Consider the following 18,325-nt stretch of genomic DNA (forward strand, 5'->3'; position numbering starts at 1 on the left):
TTATATCGCTCGTTGACCTTCAGGCCACTTTTACCCCATTCAGGAAAGATCGACAATGCTGCTCATCGGGCAATTGACGCCCTTTTTAAACAGGAGAACAACATGAGCAACGCACCGCGCCGCGCATTGATCGTCATCGACGTCCAGAACGAATACGTGACCGGCAACCTGCCGATCGAATATCCGCCGATCCAGACCTCGCTACCCAATATCGGGCGTGCGATGGATGCCGCGCGCGCAGCCGGCGTACCGGTCATCGTCGTGCAGCACGATTCGCCGGAAGCGGCGCCGCTGTTCGCGAAAGGTTCAGCCGGATGGCAGCTGCACGCGGTCGTTGCCGAGCGCGCACACGACCACCTCGTCAACAAGACCATGGCGAGCGCTTTCGCCGGCACCGATCTTGCGCAATGGTTGAACGAGCACGAAATCGACACGCTGGCCGTGGCCGGCTACATGACGCACAACTGCGACGCGTCGACGATCCTGCATGCCGCGCATGCCGGATTGAAGGTGGAATTCCTGAGCGATGCAAGTGGCTCGCTTCCCTACGAAAACGCGGCCGGCAAAGCCAGCGCAGAAGAAATCCATCGCGCGTTCAGCGTCGTGTTTCATTCGAGTTTTGCAGCGGTAGCCACGACCGACGAATGGCTTGCAGCAGTACAGGCCGACAGCCAGCTTGAACGTGACAACATTTACACGTCGAACCTGCGGGCACGGTCATCCGCCCAGCGTGCGCAGGCAGCCTAAGGAGGGAATGCGCCCGGCCTGGCCGGGCAAGCGGAACTTACTTGAATACGACGGTCTTGTGGCCGTTCAGCAGGATGCGGTGCTCGACAAACCACTTCACGGCGCGCGCCAGCACCACGCATTCGACGTCGCGCCCGATCGCCGTGAGCGTGTCCGGCTCCATCGCATGGTCGACGCGTTCCACGTCCTGCTCGATGATCGGCCCTTCGTCGAGGTCGCCGGTGACGAAATGCGCAGTCGCGCCGATCAGCTTCACGCCGCGCTCGTGCGCCTGGTAATACGGCTTGGCGCCCTTGAAGCTGGGCAGGAACGAGTGGTGGATATTGATCGCCCGGCCTTTCAGGGCAGTGCACATTTCCGGTGACAGGATCTGCATGTAGCGCGCCAGCACCACCAGGTCGATGTCGTTGTTGCGCACGATTTCCATCACTCGCTCTTCCTGCGCGCGCTTGGCTTCCGCCGAAGCGCCGGCGGCCAGCGGCAAATGGTGGAACGGAATGTTGTAGCTCGCCGAGAGCTGGTAGAAATCGGTGTGGTTCGATACGATCGCCGGGATCTCGACCGGCAGCAGACCGCTCTTGTAGCGGAACAGCAGGTCGTTCAGGCAGTGGCCGATCTTCGATACCATCAGCATCATGCGCGGCTTCTTGTGCGCGTCATGCAGTTGCGCATCCATATTCAATTCGGCCGCCACCTGCGCGAAATCGGCGCGCAAGGTTGCGTCGCTCACCGTCCGGTCTTCCGCGGCGAAATGCACGCGCATGAAAAACAGCTGGGATTGCGCGTCGCCGAACTGCGCGGAGTCGATGATGTTGCAGCCGTGCTCGGCCAGAAAACCCGATACGCGGTGGACGATACCGCGATGGTCGGGGCAAGACAGGGTGAGAATGTATTCCGGGTGAGTCATGATGACCGATTGAAAATAGCGCGAGTCAAAGATGGCTATTGTCGCATGGCTTACCAGAAACAAAAAACCCGGATCGCGTGATGCGCGTCCGGGTCTGCGCGCCGCCGAGCATGGCAGCGCGTTTTCTTCAACAGCGTCAGGGCTTAGCCAACCTTGGCGACGGACAGGCCCTTGGATGCAGCGGCAGTGCCGACCTGAATGTCACCGGACAGCTGGCCACCTTCTTCGATCACGACCTTGCCGTAACGGACCTTGCCGGAGACCTTGCCGGTCGAATAAATGACCAGTTTTTGACGCACGGTCAGGTCGCCGTCGAAGTCGCCGTGGATTTCAGCGATATCGATTTCAGCAGAGCCCTTGAATGCGCCGCGCTCGGAAATCTGGATCACGCGCGAGTCGATTGTCGCCTCAACGCGGCCTTCCACCACCAACGTGTCGCAGTCGGTGATTTCAACGCCCTTGAGCTTGATATTGGGGCCGACGATCAGCTTGCTGCCGCCTTCTGCGGTGCTGGAGGAGGTCGACGACGTCGACTCGCTGCCGGAAGAACCGAGCGGGCTGGTGACCGATGCCATGGTCTTGTTCATGCCGGTTCCGGCGGGGACGATGCCGCTGGCGGTGTTGAGAGGGGAATTTGGCGTGTTGGATTCGCGTTTGCCAAAAAGCGTTTCGGAACGAAGCATGTGATCTCCTGAAAATGAATTGCGTAGTAGAACGTGACTTTTGCGATGACATGGAAACGACGCACGCGGCATTCCCTGTCGAAAACGAGGCAACGCTCAACTTGCGTTTGCGCTGCAGGAAGCAATCTCCCCACCTCTTGAGTCGCAGCAACGTCGCGGCTCCCTGCTTGGTCCTTATGCCGCAGGGAAAGTTCCGAAATTTTTTCCCACGTTACATTTTTTACCAAAAAAGCACGATCGTTCAATTTCATGTATATTTATCGAGGCCCCACACCTCACTGGAGACATGATGAGCACAACAAACTTGAGTAACAAACAGATCCGTCTGGCCGCCCGCCCGGTCGGCATGCCCAAGCGCAGCGACTGGAAATTCACGTCTGAACCGGTACGCGACATCGCCGACGGCGAGATCGTCGTCAAGACGCTATACCTGTCGCTCGATCCGGCCATGCGCGGCTGGATGAATGAAGGAAAGTCGTACATCCGTCCGGTGGCAATCGACGAGGTCATGCGCGCCGGCGGCATCGGCAAGATAGTGGCTTCGAAATCGCCCCGATTTGCGGTCGGCGATTATGTATCGGGCGGCATCGGCGTGCAGCAGTACTGGGTAGGCCCGGCGGACGACAAGAGCGCGGCGTTTTACAAGATCGATGCGACAGCCGCGCCGCTGCCAACTTATCTGAATGCGCTCGGCATGCCCGGCATGACCGCCTACTTTGGCCTGCTCGAGGTCGGCCAGCCGAAAGCAGGCGAAACCGTGGTGGTGTCGGGCGCCGCCGGCGCGGTCGGCCAGACCGTCGGCCAAGTCGCCAAGCACAAGGGATGCCGCGTGGTCGGCATCGCCGGCGGCAAGGACAAGTGCGATTTCGTGGTCAACGAACTCGGCTTCGACGCCTGCATCGACTACAAGAATGAATCGGTGCGCGAAGGCTTGAAGAAGCATTGCCCGAATGGCGTCGATGTCTATTTCGACAACGTCGGCGGCGACATCCTGGACGACGTACTGGCGCGACTCGCGATGAAGGCGCGTATCGTGATCTGCGGCGCCATCTCGCAGTACAACAACACCACGCCGGTGAAAGGCCCGGCCAATTACCTGTCGCTGCTGGTGAACCGCGCGCGCATGGAAGGCATCGTGGTGTTCGATTACGCGGACCGTTACCACCTTGGCGTTGCCGAAATGGCCAAATGGATGAAGGAAGGCACGTTCAAGACGCGCGAGGATATCGTCGAGGGATTGGAAAACTTCCCGGAAGCGCTCTTGATGCTGTTCGAAGGCAAAAACTTCGGCAAGCTGGTGCTGCAAGTCGCCAAGGACGAATAAGCCCTGTATTAAATCAGTATCATCGTCTCATGGTTTGCCCCTTGCCCGTTCGGGAAGGGGCTTTTTTCATGTCAATGCATTGGCCGGCACTGGCGCAGTTCGCATCGCGCCATGAACACCGTGCCGTTGTCGCACTGCATGCGGTACACCTCGACCGGCCCCTTTACTGTGAGCAGTCCGGCGCCGGCGCTGCCGGCACAATCATGCTGCTTCGCGAGCCGCTCCACGCTGGCCGATGAAACGCCTGGGCGGAATGCGACCTTCTCAACTTCGACACGCCCGCCGTTGTCTTCGACGACCATGCGATAGGCGGATGCGGTTGCGGCATTGCCTTGCCTCGTCTGCCCGGTCCCCGCTGCTGCCTGTGCGGCCTGCGACGCATTGTCTCCGCTCGCTGGCATGAATGAACAACCGGCCACCCATGCCGACGCCGCCAGCACAAGAAAATGGATTTTTGATTTCATCATTTTTTGGCTCCTTCACACTTCGCTACACGTGCCGATGTCATGCGCCATTCCGGTCTCGCATTACAGCCGGCAAGTGTATACCGTACGGAATCGATCGTGCAAAGCCCAGTTTTGGAGGGCAAAAAAAAAACGCTGCCGTGCAGGCAGCGTTTTCTTGAAGCACGGCGGCTTAGTTACGCACGACGCGCTTGTACTCGTTGGTGCGGGTATCGATTTCGATCACGTCGTCGGTGCTGACAAACAGCGGCACTTGAACGATGTGGCAATGCGCTTCGATAGCGTTTTCGATCTTGGCTTCCTTCAGGACGTTGCCGGAGGTATTGCCCTTGACTGCCGGCTCGGAATACACCACCTTGCGGGCGATCGTGATCGGCAGTTCGACGGAAATCGCCTTGCCATCATAGAAAACGGCTTCGCATTCCATGCCGTCTTTCAGGTAATGCAATGCATCGCCCAGGTTTTCCTCTTCGATTTCATACTGGTTGTATTCTTCGTCCATGAATACATACAGCGGATCGGCGAAATACGAGAAAGTCACCGGCTTCTTGTCGAGGACAACGACGTCGAACTTGTCGTCGCCGCGGAACACGTTTTCCAGCGGAGCGTTGGTCAGAAGATTCTTCATCTTCCACTTATAGGTGAAGCCGGTGCGGCTCGAACCGTTGACGTCGGAACGCAGCACGATAAAAGGCTTGCCGTCAACCATAATGATGTTGCCAACACGAACTTCTTTTGCAGGTTTCATAGTGAGTGTACGTAAAAAATAAGTTGCGTAAAAATCTGCCGCTTCATGGTCATGGCCAACGGCGCTTAGCCTACGTTTGACCGCAATCAAACGATTTAGATTAACCGCGCATTATACCTCGTTTTTCGGGGCAACCGAACGAAGCGACGCGGCGAACTTCAGTAAATTGGCGGCCAAATCCCCATTTGCAAGTACCTGCCGCCGCCATTCCTCAGTTCTGCGCGTAATCATTGGAATGTCGGCTTGAAATTGCTTCCACAAATCGGGCCATCCGGGCTGCCCCTCCACATCTCCGCTCGTCGCGCCGTTCCAGCGCAGGGAGAGTGCATTCACGCTGCTCATATCAGGGGAATATCGTTGCAGGAACGCGCGTAATTTCACGTGATGCAGGTTCTTGTCCTGCGGGTAAATGTGCCAGATGAAAGGCTTGCCGGCCCATTGCGCGCGCACGAAGGAATCCTCGCCGCGCACGAAATTCAGGTCGCAAGCCCATAGCAGCCTGTCGTAGTCGGGCTGCGCGACAAAGGGCATGATTCGCACCGTAAGCGCGCCGCGGGTCATTGCGGCGCCCGATGCAGCCTCGCCCGCGAAGAACGATTTTACCGCATCGGCCGCCACCCCTTCGGGCACAAGGCAGGTAACCGGTGCGCTACCGCCCTGCCATGCTTCAAACAGCGCGGAAACCGGCGCATGCGGATAACAGAATAACGACACCTTCAGCGCATCCATTTCTGCCGCCGTTAGACCTAGCCGCGCAAGAAATTCCCCCTTCGCCGCCCGGTCCGCCTGAAATTGCTGGCGCTGCTGCTCTAGGCCAGATTCATGCAGCAGGCCACCCGTTTTGCTCGTGAAGCCCGGGAAAAAAAAATGTTTCGTCAACGGCAAGCGCGGATGCGATGAAGGCAAGGTATGACAGCCCTCGACCCACTCCTCGGCGCTCAAGCCTTCGAGGTTGAGCCACACCGGACGCGGATGGCGTTCAGCCATCGCAGAGATATAGCCGGGAGGGATATCGCAGCCAAAAAATTCGATGACAATGTCAGCAACTTCATCGACGGAAAACACCCCCTCCTGATCGCGCCAGTACCGCACTGTCACACCGAAAACTTCCTGCGCTTCGGCATCGACTACGACCTGCGGACAAATCCGCCGAAAACTGCGCAGATCGTCCACCCACAAAACGACGGCAATGCCATGCTCCTGACGCAACTGCCTTGCCAGGCGCCAGCAGATGCCGATGTCGCCATAGTTGTCGACCACCTTGCAGAACAAGGCAAGAGATATAACGGAGGTTTTATTGGATGACATATTTGACGGTGCAGGCAGCTACTTGGCGCAGGCCCGCGCTGTCGATGGCACATGCTGCGGCAGCATGAAAGCACACCCGCGCTTGCCCGGCGCATTCATGCTTGGAATGCTACCGAAGCGGCCGAAAAAAGCAAAACGCCACGCGATTGCGTGGCGTTTTATCTGGCGTCCCCACGGGGATTCGAACCCCGGTTATCGCCGTGAAAGGGCGGTGTCCTAGGCCTCTAGACGATGGGGACAGAAATCTGTCGTTACTGCGGCCTACCAATCCTGCAATTATAGCACATTTCTTTGCGGCATGTTTTCCGATCAAAGCAGAAAACGCGTGAGCGCCACTCCAACAACTTGAAGCACTCACTCTAAAACAAAAAGACCCGGCAAGTCTGCCGGGTCTTTTTAGCCAGAATATCCTGGCGTCCCCACGGGGATTCGAACCCCGGTTATCGCCGTGAAAGGGCGGTGTCCTAGGCCTCTAGACGATGGGGACTGAAGCCGTTCTTCGTAACCTTCAATGACCTCTTGAAGTGGTGGAGGTAAGCGGGATCGAACCGCTGACCTCTTGCATGCCATGCAAGCGCTCTCCCAGCTGAGCTATACCCCCCTTGCGAAGAAACGAGAGTATAGCAAAGTTTTTTCTCCCGTGTAAATCCTCTTTCGACGATTACCCGATAAATTTTTTCAGACGCGCCAAGACCGTTTCACGGCCAAACAATTCCAGCACCGCGTCGATCGACGGCGTCTGCAACTGGCCGGTCACCAGCAGGCGCAACGGCATGGCCAGCTGCGGCGTCTTCAGCTTGTGCGCGGCAAGCACCTCCTTCATTGCGCCGGAGAGCGCCGCCTTACTCCATTCCACCGTTTCGCACACGACCGAGAAACGTTCCAGCGCAGGTTTCACTGCTTCCGTCACATGCTGCGCAATCAGCGCAGGATCAGGAGATGGCTGTCGATAGAACAGCATGGCGGCCTCGGCCAACTCGTTGATCGTGTTCGCGCGTTCCTTCAGGAGTGCAATTGCCGATTGGAGATTCGGCGCGCCGTCGAACTGCGCACCATCCTGCTCCATCAGCGGGCGCACCAGCCCTTCCAAGCGCGCATTGTCGGATTGCTTGATGTAGTGGTTGTTCAGCCAAGCCAGCTTTTCCGGATTGAATTGCGCGGGCGACTTCGACAGATGGTCGACGTCGAACCACTGGCAGAACTGCTCCATCGAGAAAATCTCGTCGTCGCCATGGCTCCAGCCGAGGCGCGCCAGATAGTTCAGCATCGCTTCCGGCAGATAACCCTGCGCCGGGTAATCCATCACGCTCACCGCGCCGTGGCGCTTGGACAGCTTCTCGCCGTCGGCGCCAAGAATCATTGGCACGTGGCCATATTGCGGCAGCGGCGCCCCCAGTGCGCGCAGAATATTGATCTGGCGCGGCGTGTTGTTCACATGGTCATCGCCGCGGATCACGTGGGTCATCTTCATGTCCCAGTCGTCGATCGCGACACAGAAGTTGTAGGTCGGCGTACCATCTGGACGCGCGATCACCAGGTCGTCCAGTTCACGGTTGGAGATCGTGATCGAGCCCTTCACCATATCGTCCCAGGTCACGTCGCCGTCGAGCGGATTCTTGAAGCGCACCACCGGCTTGCGGCCTTCGGGGATGGCTGGCAAGGTCTTTCCCGGCTCCGGACGCCATGTGCCGTCGTAGCGCGGCTTCTCGCCCGCGGCACGCATGCGCTCGCGCATCGCCTCGACTTCTTCCGGCGACGAATAGCAATAGTAGGCAGTGCCCGCTTCCAGCATCTGCGCGACCACATCGCGGTAGCGGTCCATGCGCTTCATCTGGTAGAACGGGCCTTCGTCGTGATGCAGGCCGAGCCAGTTCATGCCATCCAAAATCGCCTGCACCGCTTCCGGCGTGGAACGCTCCAGGTCGGTGTCTTCGATGCGCAGGATGAAGGTGCCGCCGAAATGACGTGCGAAGGCCCAGGAAAACAGCGCGGTGCGCGCGCCGCCGAGATGGAGATAGCCAGTCGGGCTGGGAGCAAAGCGGGTACGAACAGGGGTACGGACAGTCATGGCAAATAAAAACGGCCTTGGGGCGCCAAAGCCGTGTTAGAGAAAGATAAAGAATGCGCTATTTTACCTTGTCGGCAACAGGGGTGAAACGCGCGCCAAATGCACTCAATCGTTCTTGATCACGATGTTGGGGAACTTGCTGGTCATGTCCTTCGCTTTTTCCGCAACCTTTACCGCCACCTTGCGCGCAATTTCCATGTAGATCTTTGCCACTTGCCCGTCCGGGTCAGCCACCACAGTAGGCTTGCCGGAGTCGGTCTGTTCGCGAATCGACATGGTCAGAGGCAGCGCACCAAGGAAATCGACGCCGTAATCCGCGCACATCTTCTGTCCGCCCCCCTGCCCGAAGATCGGCTCCGCATGGCCGCAGTTCGAGCAGATGTGCACGCTCATGTTCTCGACGATGCCGAGAATCGGAATGTCGACCTTCTCGAACATTTTGAGGCCCTTGCGCGCGTCGAGCAGCGCGATGTCCTGCGGCGTGGTGACGATTACGGCGCCGGTGACCGGCACCTTTTGCGATAGCGTGAGCTGGATGTCGCCGGTGCCAGGCGGCATGTCAACGATCAAATAATCGAGGTTGCGCCAGTTGGTCTGTTCCAGCAGTTGCTGCAGTGCCTGCGTGACCATCGGGCCACGCCAGACCATCGGCTGGTCGGGATCGATCATGAAGCCGATCGACGATACCTGCAGGCCGTAGTTTTCCAGCGGCTCCATGGTCTTGCCATCGAGCGATTCTGGCTGCCCGGAAATACCCATCATCATCGGCTGCGACGGGCCATAGATGTCGGCATCGAGAATGCCGACCGACGCGCCTTCGGCTGCCAGCGCCAGCGCCAGATTGACAGCAGTGGTGGACTTGCCGACGCCGCCCTTGCCCGACGCGACAGCGATAATATTCTTTACGTTCGACAACAGCTTGACGCCGCGCTGCACCGAGTGTGCGACGATCTTCGACGACACGTTTACCGTAACGCTGCCGACGCCCGGAATGGCTCGAATGGCGTCGGTCGCCGCTTGGCGGATCGGAGCGAACTGGCTCTTGGCCGGATAGCCGAGTTCCACGTCGAGGGTGACGTCGGCGCCGTTTACCTGGATGTTTTTGGCGGATTTGCCGGCCACCAAGTCCTTGCCGGTATTCGGATCGACTACGCCGGAAAGCGCCGCCTTGATGGCTTCAACGTTGATGCTCATTACTTCTCCTGAAATTTGTTGCAATAAGTCTAAACGAATTCCCGGTCCAGACAAGTCACCGGTCGACGCTCGTTATTTGACAGCGCAATCCTGCCATTAGCGCCACCTCGGCACTCCCGCACTGCTAAAATGGCAGTTTTTCCTTCAACAAGCATTGCCAAATGAGCACCACACCGCACCGCAAGCTGTTTGTCACCACCGCCCTGCCCTACGCCAACGGCGCGTTCCACATCGGCCATATCATGGAATACATCCAGGCTGACATCTGGGTGCGCTTCCAGCGAATGCAAGGCAACGAGGTGCATTTCGTCGGCGCGGACGATGCCCATGGCGCGCCGATCATGATCGCGGCCGAAAAAGCCGGCGTGACGCCGCAGGAATTCGTCGCGAAGATCGCCGCCGGCCGCGCACAGTACCTCGACGGCTTCCACATCAGCTTCGACAACTGGCACTCGACCGATGCGCCGGAAAACCATGAATTATCGCAGGACATCTACCGCCGTCTGCGCGACCATGCGAAATTAATCACGACCAAGACCATCGAACAGTTCTTCGACCCGGTCAAGAACATGTTCCTGCCGGACCGCTACATCAAGGGCGAATGCCCGAAATGCGGCGCCAAGGACCAGTACGGCGATTCCTGCGAAGTATGCAGCGCGGTCTATGCGCCGACCGACCTGAAGAACCCGTATTCGACGCTGTCGGGTGCGACGCCGGTATTGAAGTCATCCGAACACTACTTCTTCCAGTTGTCCGATGCGAAGTGCGTCGAATTCCTGCGCGAATGGACACAGACGCCGAACCGTCTGCAACCGGAAGTCGTGAACAAGGCCAAGGAATGGCTGGAAGGCGACGAAGGCCTGGGCGACTGGGACATCAGCCGCGACGCGCCCTATTTCGGCATCGAGATTCCCGATGCGCCGGGCAAGTATTTCTATGTGTGGCTGGATGCGCCGGTTGGCTATCTCGCATCGCTGAAGAATTACTTCGACAAGACCGGGCGCGACTTCACCGCCTTCATGAACGATGCATCGACCGAGCAGTACCACTTCATCGGCAAGGACATCATCTACTTCCATACGCTGTTCTGGCCGGCCATGCTGAAGTTCTCCGGACTGAAGGTGCCCACCAATGTATTTGTGCACGGCTTCATCACGGTTTCCGGCGAAAAGATGTCGAAGTCGCGCGGCACCGGCATTTCGCCGCTGCGCTACCTGGAACTCGGCATGAATCCGGAATGGCTGCGCTATTACATCGCCGCCAAGCTCAACGCCAAGGTGGAAGACGTCGACTTCAACCCGGATGATTTCGTATCGCGCGTAAACTCCGACCTGATCGGCAAGTACGTCAACATCGCCAGCCGCGCGGCCGGCTTCATCACCAAGCGTTTCGGCGGCAAGCTCTCCGACGAGGTGACCGGCGATGCCGCCATGACCTGGCGCCTGCGCTTCGGCGAACACGAAGCCGCAATCCGGGAAGCGTTCGAAGCGCGCGAGTACGGCAAGGCGATCCGCCAGATCATGGCGCTGGCCGACGAGGTCAACCAGTACGTCGACACCAAAAAGCCGTGGGAACTGGCGAAGGATCCGGCCAACAACCAGGAACTGCAGGATGTCTGCAGCAACCTGTTGCGCTCGTTCTACTGCCTGACGATCTACCTCGCGCCGATCCTGCCGGCGCTGGCGCGCAAGGTGTCGGCACTGTTCGGCATCGAACACGACCTGACCTGGGCAGATCTTCAGACGATGCCGCATTCGATCGGCACCTTCGAGCACCTGATGACGCGGGTCGACCCGAAGATGCTGGATGCGCTGTTCGAAGCGCCGGAGCAGCCTGCGGCTGCGAAGCCTGCCGAGGCAGCGCAAGACGCTGGCTCCGCGACGATTGAGCCGATTGCTCCGGAAATCAAGATCGACGATTTTGCCAAGGTTGATCTGCGCATCGCGAAGATCGTCAATTGCGAGCATGTCGAAGGCTCCGACAAACTGCTGCGCCTGACGCTCGACGTGGGCGAAGGCCGCATGCGCAACGTCTTCTCCGGTATCAAGTCGGCTTACCAGCCGGAAGACCTGATCGGCAAGCTGACGGTAATGGTGGCTAACCTGGCGCCGCGCAAGATGAAGTTCGGGATTTCGGAAGGCATGGTGCTGGCCGCATCCGCCGCCGACGAAAAATCCACCCCGGGCATTTACGTCCTGAATCCCTGGCCGGGCGCCGAACCAGGCATGCGGGTGCGCTGACCATGCCTTGCGAGGATATGGGCGGCAGTTGCCAGAGGGGGCGATGAGCGTCGTCGTTCGCGAAGCCGTCCTCGACGACGCGCCGCTGATCGCGGAACTGACCCGCGCCGCCTGGTTCGGCAAGGTCGCCGCCACCTCGAGCGGGCATCGCGAAACGGCGGAGCGGGTCACAGTACACCTGCTGCAGGGTGGCGGCTTCATCCTGCTGAAGAACGACCTGCCGGTCGGCTCGGTACGCTGGGTGCCCCTCGACGGCGAAGCGAACGTCTGGGAAATCCTGCGCATGGGTGTGCTGCCGGCATATCGTGGCGAGCATCTGTCCGAGCACTTGCTGGAAGCGGTGATCCATCGGGCACAGGTGGCCGACATTGAAGAGCTTCGCCTTGCGGTGCGCGCCGATCAGCCGCGCCTGCTGGACCTGTACGCGGCGTTCGGCTTTGAATTCGCGCCCGAACTCGAATACACCCATGCCAATCCGGCCGAACCCGCGCCAACGGTGATGCGCCGACTGCTGGGCTACTGATGGAATAGCCACACCGGCGTGCAGTTTGATGTAAATGCTTGGCGTACCTGTTACCGCAGGTGCAAAATACTTGCACCTGTGGCCGACGCCTGAATTGCATTCCCGTCGCGCCCGCCTGTCCTGAGGAGCACGATTGCATGAACCTGCCCAGCATCGGTTTTCGCCCCCGCCTGCTCGATTCCCTGAAAGATTACGACCGCACGCACCTGATGGCGGACATCAACGCCGGCCTGACCGTGGGCGTGGTTGCGCTGCCGCTGGCGATGGCATTCGCGATTGCTTCCGGCGCCAAGCCGGAAGCCGGCATCTTCACCGCGATCATCGCCGGCTTCCTGATTTCCTCGCTGGGCGGTTCGCGCGTGCAGATCGGCGGCCCTGCCGGTGCGTTCATCGTGATCATCTATGGCATCATCGAAAAATACGGTCTGGCCAACCTGCTGATCTCCACCATTTTCGCCGGCATGCTGCTGTTTGCGATGGGCGTGTTCCGGCTGGGTTCGCTGATCCGGTACATTCCGGTGCCGATCGTGATCGGCTTCACCAACGGCATCGCGGTGCTGGTCGCCTTGTCGCAGCTGAAAGACTTCCTCGGACTGAAGATCGACAAGATGCCCGGGGATTTTTTTGAGCAGATCCGGATATTGGCACTGAACGCGCACACGCTGGACCTCACGACGCTTGCGCTGGCCGGAGCATCGCTCGTGATCATGTTCAGCTGGCCGGCGGTGTTCCGTGCCCGGCAGGATGGTACGCGCAGCATGCTTTACCGGCATCCGCGCCTGGTGCAATTGCTCAAGCCATTGCCAAGCCCGATCATCGTGCTGATATTGAGCACGCTAGCCGTGACAGTGCTTGATCTTTCGGTGGAAACCATCGGCACCAAATTCGGCGGCATTCCGCAGGGCTTGCCGCAATTTCAGCTGCCCCAGTTTTCCTGGATCCTGGTCAAGCAGCTCATCGCGCCGACCGTCACCATCGCCCTGCTGGGTGCGATCGAATCACTGCTGTGCGCCCGCGTATCGGACAACCTGACCGGCGACCGGCACGATCCAAACCAGGAACTGATGGCGCAGGGCATTGCCAATGTCGTTACGCCCTTCTTCGGCGGCCTGCCCGCGACCGGCACGGTAGCCCGCACCGTCACCAATATCCGCACCGGCGCCAGCTCGCCGATTGCCGGCATGGTGCACGCGCTCACCCTGGTCGCGATCGTGCTGGTGGCAGCACCGCTCGCAAAGAATATTCCGCTGGCCGCGCTGGCGGCAATCCTGCTGCACGTCGCCTACAACATGGGCGAATGGCATGAATTCGTCCGCCTTGTCCATTTTTCGCTCAACTACCGCATCCTGTTGCTGTCGACCTTCCTGCTGACGGTGATCATCGACCTGACGGCGGCGGTGGAAGTCGGCCTGGTGCTGGCGTGCGTGTTCTTCATTTACCGCGTTTCGAGCCTAACGCGCATCGAGCGCCTGGCACCGGAATCCCTGCCCCACCCGCCGCTTCCCGGCGTGGCCGTCTATTCGATTTTCGGTTCGCTGTTTTTCGGCGCGGTCGGCAAGATGGAGGCGCTGCTCGACCCGCAAGCCGCTCCCGGCGCTGCGATGGTCCTCAAGCTGCAGCAACTGATCAATCTCGACACCACCGGCCTCGATGCGCTGGAGACGCTGAACAAGACACTGCTTGCGCGCGGCTGCCAGCTGATCCTGGCGGGACCGAATCACCAGCCGCTCAGCCTGATGACGCGGACCGGCTTTCTCGACCGGCTCGGGGCGGAAAACTGTGTCGCCGATCTATCCCATGCTCTGGACCGGGCCAATTTCCTGGCAGGAGCGAAAGCGGCCGCAGCCTGAACACGACATGGCGCAGCCGGATGCAATGCTTGCCAAAGCGACATGCATTCACAAAAATATTTGTTTGGCGGCAAGCATGTCAACCCGATGTAAAATACCGCCTGCCTTTCCATTGTGATTGAAGACACCATGAAATTCAGCAAGCAAGATACGCGTTACGAATCCGAATTCACGAAATTCCTGAAGGAACTCAAGCAGAAAGATCCGACGCTGGAACAGAAGCAGCGCGAAGGCCGTGCCCTGCTGTGGGACAAGGCGCCGCTAGACCTTGACGCCCGCCAGCGCGCCGAAGCGTCGCGCATCAAGCAACAGCCTTACGTCTACCAGACCAAACACTGAGTGTGAGCACACCGCAGGACGCGCTGCTGATGCACCTGCCGGCCGACGCCCCCGAGCAAGCGCTCGCAAGTCATCCGGATTCCACGCCGGACGTGGTCGACGGCGTGGCGCGGGCCAAGCTGTATGGCGAACCGCTGTTCAAGCTGCCCAACGACTTGTACATTCCGCCGGACGCGCTCGAGGTTTTCCTGGAAGCGTTCCAGGGGCCGCTCGACCTGCTGCTGTACCTGATCCGCAAGCAAAACTTCAACATCCTCGATATTCCGATGGCGCAGGTTACGCTGCAGTATCTGGAATATGTCGAGCAAATCCGCTCGCACAATCTGGAGCTGGCGGCAGAATATCTGCTGATGGCAGCGATGCTCATCGAGATCAAGTCGCGCATGCTGCTGCCGGTAAAGAAGAACGAGAATGGCGAGGAAGCCGAAGATCCGCGCGCCGAACTGGTGCGCCGCCTGCTGGAATACGAGCAGATGAAGCTCGCCGCGCAGCAGCTCGACACCCTGCCGCAATTGGGGCGCGATTATGTGCGCGCCCAGATCCACATCGAGCAGAGCATGGTCACGCGCTGGCCCGATGTCAGCATCAGCGAGCTGCAGGCGGTCTGGGGCGATATTCTGAAACGCGCCAAACTCACCGCGCATCACACCATCACCCGCGAGGAACTGTCCGTGCGCGAGCACATGACCGCGATCCTGCGTCGCTTGCAGACGACAAGATTCGTCGAGTTCGCCGACTTGTTCGACCCGTCGCGCGGCGTGCCTGTGGTCGTGGTCAACTTCATCGCACTGCTTGAACTGGCGAAGGAAACCTTGATCGAGATCACGCAGGCCGAAGCCTTTGCGCCGATCTACGTTCGCCTGGCTTATTCTCCGACCTGATTTTTTACCCCGCGCCGCATATTCCACTATTCCGGCATTTTGATGTAGCAAGGTCTGCCATGAAAATCATTTCTTCCATCGACGAGCTGCGCGACCAGTTGCGCGGACAACTACGCACCGCTTTCGTGCCCACCATGGGCAACCTGCACGAAGGGCACCTGTCGCTGATGCGGCTGGCCCGCAAGCATGGCGACCCGGTGGTCGCATCGATCTTCGTCAATCGCCTGCAGTTCGGCCCGAACGAGGATTTCGACAAGTATCCGCGCACTTTCCAGGCCGACGTCGAGAAGCTGGAAAAGGAAGGCGTCTACGTGCTGTTCGCGCCGACGGAGAAGGACTTGTATCCCGAACCGCAGGAATACCGCGTGCGGCCGCCGGACGATCTCGGCAATATCCTGGAAGGCGAATTCCGCCCCGGATTTTTTACCGGCGTGACCACCGTGGTGCTGAAGCTGTTCTCCTGCGTGCAGCCGCGCGTGGCAGTGTTCGGCAAGAAGGACTATCAGCAGTTGATGATCGTGCGGAACATGGCGCGGCAATTCGCACTGCCGACCGAAATCATCGCGGCGGAGACCTGGCGCGCCGAGGACGGCCTGGCGCTGTCTTCGCGTAACGGCTACCTGTCGGAACAGGAACGTGCGGAAGCGCCTGCTTTGTACCGCCTGCTTAACGAAGTCGCCGATGAAGTACGAGGCGGCCACCTCGACATGTTCGAGCTGGAGCGCCAAGCTATGGCCAAGCTGGCAACGCGCGGCTGGAAGCCGGACTATATCTCGATCCGCAAACGCGCCGACCTGCAGCCGCCGTCCGCGGGCGACTTGGCCCAGGGTGCGCCGCTGGTCGTGTTGGCCGCCGCCAAGCTCGGCACGACGCGCCTGATCGACAATCTCGAAATCTGATTGCCGCGGTCGGGCACGCCGTGACTTTACGATTGTTGCCGGCATGCGCGCTGGCGGCTGTGGCGCTGCTATGTGCGGCAGCCCAGCCTGCCGTGGCCTCTGTCTCGGCCGTCGATGATACGCAGCGCACCGTCACCCTGCCCGGCCCGGCGCGCCGCATCGTCAGCCTGGCGCCGCATACCACCGAAATGCTGTTCGCCGCCGGCGCAGGTTCCCATGTGGTCGGCGTGACCGAGTACAGCGACTATCCGCCCGAGGCGAAGCGCATCGCGTCGGTCGGCAGCGGCATTTCCCTCGACCTGGAACGCATTCTCCAGCTCAAGCCCGACCTGATCGTGGGCTGGAACAACGGCAGTGCCGCGGCACAGCTGGCAAAACTCGACGCGCTCGGCATCCCTGTCTTCAGGAGCGAGCCGCATGGCTTTTCCGCCATCGCCACGTCGCTCGAGCGTCTGGCGCACCTGGCCGGCACTGACGCCGCCGGGCATGCCGCCGCCGCTTCCTTCCGCGCCCGCCTGCAAGGCCTCGATGCAGCCTATCGGCAGCGCTCCAGGCTCAAGGTGTTCTACCAGATCTGGCGTTCGCCGCTGATGACCCTGAACGACGCAACGACACCGGCGGCGGTATTGCGCCTTTGCGGCGCCGAAAACATTTTCGGTGGACTGCCGCAGCTTGCGCCGACGGTAAGCATCGAAGCCGTGCTAAAAGCCGATCCCGACGTCGTCATTGCAAGCATCGGAGAACAGGATGACGTATTCGGCACCTGGCGCCGGTTCCCGCAACTGAAAGCCGTTGCGCGCGGAAACATGCTGCTGGTCGACGGCGGCATATTGAACCGTTCCGGCCCGCGCATTCTCGATGGCGCCGAAACACTGTGCCGGCAGCTCGACGCCGTGCGCAACAAGCGTTAATCCCGCCTCGGCCCAGCCCCGAATCGCCGCAGCCGCGCCGCGACATCAATGCCGTCGCGTCTTTTTATTGCCCAAAATCAACACTTATTTATGGGATTGACCGCATTCTTTCTGTTCATATAATCGATGGCTCTTGCGGGGCATGACACGCTTTCTCGCCGAAACATCCGGTTTGTTCGACGCCGGGCGCCAGAGTCCGTTTTTTGCCGCATCGCTGATTCAGTGGACACGTATGAGCAATCTGAACGAAAAATCCGCCGTCAACATCTCCCGCAAGCCGCTATGGCAGCGTGCCCTGATCATGCTGGCCGGAGCCGCGTCCTGCGCGCTTTTTGCACTGACTTTCTTCCCGTCGGCATATGAACGGGTCGCTCGCATGATCGGCCAGCCGATCTCCAGTGCGGCGGCGTCTGAAGGCGAAAATTTCGTATCGCCGGCTGTCGCCAGGGGACAAAAGCTGGCGAACGCCAAAACCGTGGTGCACGGCATGTTCGTGAAAGACCCCTATGGCTGCGCCTACATGTTCCAGTACCTGTCCGCGCAACTAGTCCTCACCCCGGTGCTGGACGAAAACAAGCATCCGGTCTGCAACCGGTAGGCATTACAGCTGCGCCCACCGCACCAGCGCGCCCCACTGCTCGACATCCTTTTCCACGCGTGATTGGGCCACGTCCCACAAGGTCGCGCCATGCGCGGCCAGTTGCACGTAATTCTGCGTCTCGCGCAGATATCCCAGGACCGGCACACCAAGATTACTGACATAATGCGCAAGCTGGTCGGCGGCGCGGGTGCGCACGTTGACCCGCATGCCAAGCACGCCGATGTTGCGGGCGCCGTGCCTTGCCTTCACCCCCTCCAGGAAGGCCTGGGTCGCCAGAATGTCGAACATCGATGCCTGCAGCGGCACGATCACCTTGTCGGCGATGCGCAGCACTTCTTCCAGGCGCGCGCCGCCCAGCCCGGCCGGCGTGTCGAGCACGATGTGCGTGGTTCCCTTGGGCGGGCGCGCCACAGAACCGTTGTCAATTTCCCATGCCGCGATCGGCGGCAGGCTGCCGGCCCGCAGCGCCAGCCAGGCGCGCGACGACTGTTGTGCATCGGCGTCTCCCAGCATGACCTTGTGGCCCTGCCGGGCAAAATAACCGGCAAGATTGGTGGCAATCGTGCTCTTGCCGACGCCGCCCTTGGGATTGGCGATGACGATGACCGGCATGTTCTCCTCCGCTCAAATTAATGTTT

Annotated in this window: 19 protein-coding genes and 3 tRNA genes; 10 read left to right on the plus strand and 12 right to left on the minus strand. The window is 59.9% G+C overall.

Annotated features, from left to right (window positions below; all coding sequences use genetic code 11):
* Positions 1-102: 102 nt before the first annotated feature.
* Complete coding sequence (locus FAY22_RS10880) at positions 103-747, plus strand: cysteine hydrolase family protein (protein WP_146330220.1); 645 nt, start codon at positions 103-105, stop codon at positions 745-747.
* A gap of 37 nt (positions 748-784) precedes the next feature.
* On the opposite strand, the gene purU is transcribed toward FAY22_RS10880, so the two are convergent.
* From purU to FAY22_RS21990, 3 genes are all read right to left on the minus strand, one after another.
* Positions 785-1,654, minus strand: coding sequence for a formyltetrahydrofolate deformylase (purU, locus tag FAY22_RS10885; RefSeq protein WP_146330221.1), 870 nt, complete (start codon positions 1,652-1,654; stop codon positions 785-787).
* Between the two features lie 143 nt (positions 1,655-1,797).
* Positions 1,798-2,337 carry a polymer-forming cytoskeletal protein gene (locus FAY22_RS10890; protein WP_146330222.1) on the minus strand — a complete coding sequence of 180 codons (540 nt, stop codon included), beginning with the start codon at positions 2,335-2,337 and terminating at the stop codon, positions 1,798-1,800.
* A complete protein-coding gene (locus tag FAY22_RS21990) occupies positions 2,238-2,588 on the minus strand; it encodes a hypothetical protein (protein WP_168204717.1) in 351 nt (116 codons plus the stop codon). Before FAY22_RS21990 ends, FAY22_RS10890 begins: the two co-directional genes overlap by 100 nt.
* Before the next feature lie 38 nt (positions 2,589-2,626).
* Between FAY22_RS21990 and FAY22_RS10895 the strand changes: the two genes are divergently transcribed.
* Entirely contained in the window at positions 2,627-3,661 is a 1,035-nt protein-coding gene (locus tag FAY22_RS10895) for an NADP-dependent oxidoreductase (RefSeq protein WP_146330223.1), read from the plus strand.
* A 71-nt stretch (positions 3,662-3,732) separates the two neighbouring features.
* Here FAY22_RS10895 and FAY22_RS10900 read toward each other — a convergent pair whose 3' ends face one another.
* From FAY22_RS10900 to apbC, 8 genes are all read right to left on the minus strand, one after another.
* Positions 3,733-4,128: a hypothetical protein gene (locus FAY22_RS10900; protein ID WP_246860734.1), complete on the minus strand. Its 396-nt coding sequence runs from the start codon at positions 4,126-4,128 to the stop codon at positions 3,733-3,735.
* A gap of 169 nt (positions 4,129-4,297) precedes the next feature.
* Positions 4,298-4,873 carry an elongation factor P gene (locus FAY22_RS10905; RefSeq protein ID WP_146330224.1) on the minus strand — a complete coding sequence of 192 codons (576 nt, stop codon included), beginning with the start codon at positions 4,871-4,873 and terminating at the stop codon, positions 4,298-4,300.
* A 111-nt stretch (positions 4,874-4,984) separates the two neighbouring features.
* Complete coding sequence (earP, locus tag FAY22_RS10910; protein WP_146330225.1) at positions 4,985-6,181, minus strand: elongation factor P maturation arginine rhamnosyltransferase EarP; 1,197 nt, start codon at positions 6,179-6,181, stop codon at positions 4,985-4,987.
* A 163-nt stretch (positions 6,182-6,344) separates the two neighbouring features.
* A tRNA-Glu gene (locus FAY22_RS10915) sits at positions 6,345-6,420 on the minus strand.
* Positions 6,421-6,592: 172 nt separating this feature from the next.
* Positions 6,593-6,668: transfer RNA gene (locus FAY22_RS10920), tRNA-Glu, on the minus strand.
* A gap of 38 nt (positions 6,669-6,706) precedes the next feature.
* Positions 6,707-6,782, minus strand: a tRNA-Ala gene (locus tag FAY22_RS10925).
* Between the two features lie 60 nt (positions 6,783-6,842).
* On the minus strand, positions 6,843-8,249 hold the full coding sequence (gltX, locus tag FAY22_RS10930) for a glutamate--tRNA ligase (RefSeq protein WP_146330226.1): 1,407 nt from the start codon (positions 8,247-8,249) through the stop codon (positions 6,843-6,845).
* A gap of 105 nt (positions 8,250-8,354) precedes the next feature.
* On the minus strand, positions 8,355-9,443 hold the full coding sequence (gene apbC, locus FAY22_RS10935; protein WP_146330227.1) for an iron-sulfur cluster carrier protein ApbC: 1,089 nt from the start codon (positions 9,441-9,443) through the stop codon (positions 8,355-8,357).
* A 161-nt stretch (positions 9,444-9,604) separates the two neighbouring features.
* Here apbC and metG point away from each other — a divergent pair, with 161 nt between their 5' ends.
* From metG to FAY22_RS10975, 8 genes are all read left to right on the plus strand, one after another.
* Positions 9,605-11,683 (plus strand): methionine--tRNA ligase, encoded by a 2,079-nt coding sequence (gene metG, locus FAY22_RS10940; protein WP_146330228.1) that lies wholly within the window; start codon positions 9,605-9,607, stop codon positions 11,681-11,683.
* Between the two features lie 43 nt (positions 11,684-11,726).
* On the plus strand, positions 11,727-12,206 hold the full coding sequence (locus tag FAY22_RS10945) for a GNAT family N-acetyltransferase (protein ID WP_146330229.1): 480 nt from the start codon (positions 11,727-11,729) through the stop codon (positions 12,204-12,206).
* 137 nt (positions 12,207-12,343) lie between these two features.
* Positions 12,344-14,056 carry a SulP family inorganic anion transporter gene (locus FAY22_RS10950; protein WP_146330230.1) on the plus strand — a complete coding sequence of 571 codons (1,713 nt, stop codon included), beginning with the start codon at positions 12,344-12,346 and terminating at the stop codon, positions 14,054-14,056.
* Between the two features lie 129 nt (positions 14,057-14,185).
* Positions 14,186-14,395 carry a DUF3460 family protein gene (locus FAY22_RS10955; RefSeq protein WP_146330231.1) on the plus strand — a complete coding sequence of 70 codons (210 nt, stop codon included), beginning with the start codon at positions 14,186-14,188 and terminating at the stop codon, positions 14,393-14,395.
* 29 nt (positions 14,396-14,424) lie between these two features.
* The gene (locus FAY22_RS10960; protein WP_146333409.1) at positions 14,425-15,276 is read left to right on the plus strand and encodes a ScpA family protein; all 852 of its coding nucleotides are present in this window, start codon (positions 14,425-14,427) and stop codon (positions 15,274-15,276) included.
* 59 nt (positions 15,277-15,335) lie between these two features.
* On the plus strand, positions 15,336-16,175 hold the full coding sequence (panC, locus tag FAY22_RS10965; protein WP_146330232.1) for a pantoate--beta-alanine ligase: 840 nt from the start codon (positions 15,336-15,338) through the stop codon (positions 16,173-16,175).
* Between the two features lie 20 nt (positions 16,176-16,195).
* Positions 16,196-17,086: a cobalamin-binding protein gene (locus tag FAY22_RS10970; protein ID WP_210411813.1), complete on the plus strand. Its 891-nt coding sequence runs from the start codon at positions 16,196-16,198 to the stop codon at positions 17,084-17,086.
* A gap of 232 nt (positions 17,087-17,318) precedes the next feature.
* The gene (locus FAY22_RS10975) at positions 17,319-17,684 is read left to right on the plus strand and encodes a hypothetical protein (RefSeq protein WP_146330234.1); all 366 of its coding nucleotides are present in this window, start codon (positions 17,319-17,321) and stop codon (positions 17,682-17,684) included.
* Positions 17,685-17,687: 3 nt separating this feature from the next.
* Here the strand turns inward: FAY22_RS10975 and FAY22_RS10980 are convergent, their stop codons facing one another.
* Positions 17,688-18,299, minus strand: a complete 612-nt coding sequence (locus FAY22_RS10980; RefSeq protein ID WP_146330235.1) for a ParA family protein — start codon at positions 18,297-18,299, stop codon at positions 17,688-17,690.
* Positions 18,300-18,325: the final 26 nt, after the last annotated feature.

Origin of the sequence: Noviherbaspirillum sp. UKPF54, from assembly GCF_007874125.1 — a bacterium.
GTDB lineage: Bacteria > Pseudomonadota > Gammaproteobacteria > Burkholderiales > Burkholderiaceae_D > Noviherbaspirillum.

Bases quoted from the DNA above. Each gene is read 5' to 3' on its own strand.
- FAY22_RS10880 (WP_146330220.1), top strand. From the start codon at position 103: ATGAGCAACGCACCGCGCCGCGCATTGATCGTCATCGACGTCCAGAAC.
- purU (WP_146330221.1), bottom strand. From the start codon at position 1,654: ATGACTCACCCGGAATACATTCTCACCCTGTCTTGCCCCGACCATCGC.
- FAY22_RS10890 (WP_146330222.1), bottom strand. From the start codon at position 2,337: ATGCTTCGTTCCGAAACGCTTTTTGGCAAACGCGAATCCAACACGCCA.
- FAY22_RS21990 (WP_168204717.1), bottom strand. From the start codon at position 2,588: ATGAAATTGAACGATCGTGCTTTTTTGGTAAAAAATGTAACGTGGGAA.
- FAY22_RS10895 (WP_146330223.1), top strand. From the start codon at position 2,627: ATGAGCACAACAAACTTGAGTAACAAACAGATCCGTCTGGCCGCCCGC.
- FAY22_RS10900 (WP_246860734.1), bottom strand. From the start codon at position 4,128: ATGATGAAATCAAAAATCCATTTTCTTGTGCTGGCGGCGTCGGCATGG.
- FAY22_RS10905 (WP_146330224.1), bottom strand. From the start codon at position 4,873: ATGAAACCTGCAAAAGAAGTTCGTGTTGGCAACATCATTATGGTTGAC.
- earP (WP_146330225.1), bottom strand. From the start codon at position 6,181: ATGTCATCCAATAAAACCTCCGTTATATCTCTTGCCTTGTTCTGCAAG.
- gltX (WP_146330226.1), bottom strand. From the start codon at position 8,249: ATGACTGTCCGTACCCCTGTTCGTACCCGCTTTGCTCCCAGCCCGACT.
- apbC (WP_146330227.1), bottom strand. From the start codon at position 9,443: ATGAGCATCAACGTTGAAGCCATCAAGGCGGCGCTTTCCGGCGTAGTC.
- metG (WP_146330228.1), top strand. From the start codon at position 9,605: ATGAGCACCACACCGCACCGCAAGCTGTTTGTCACCACCGCCCTGCCC.
- FAY22_RS10945 (WP_146330229.1), top strand. From the start codon at position 11,727: ATGAGCGTCGTCGTTCGCGAAGCCGTCCTCGACGACGCGCCGCTGATC.
- FAY22_RS10950 (WP_146330230.1), top strand. From the start codon at position 12,344: ATGAACCTGCCCAGCATCGGTTTTCGCCCCCGCCTGCTCGATTCCCTG.
- FAY22_RS10955 (WP_146330231.1), top strand. From the start codon at position 14,186: ATGAAATTCAGCAAGCAAGATACGCGTTACGAATCCGAATTCACGAAA.
- FAY22_RS10960 (WP_146333409.1), top strand. From the start codon at position 14,425: ATGCACCTGCCGGCCGACGCCCCCGAGCAAGCGCTCGCAAGTCATCCG.
- panC (WP_146330232.1), top strand. From the start codon at position 15,336: ATGAAAATCATTTCTTCCATCGACGAGCTGCGCGACCAGTTGCGCGGA.
- FAY22_RS10975 (WP_146330234.1), top strand. From the start codon at position 17,319: ATGAGCAATCTGAACGAAAAATCCGCCGTCAACATCTCCCGCAAGCCG.
- FAY22_RS10980 (WP_146330235.1), bottom strand. From the start codon at position 18,299: ATGCCGGTCATCGTCATCGCCAATCCCAAGGGCGGCGTCGGCAAGAGC.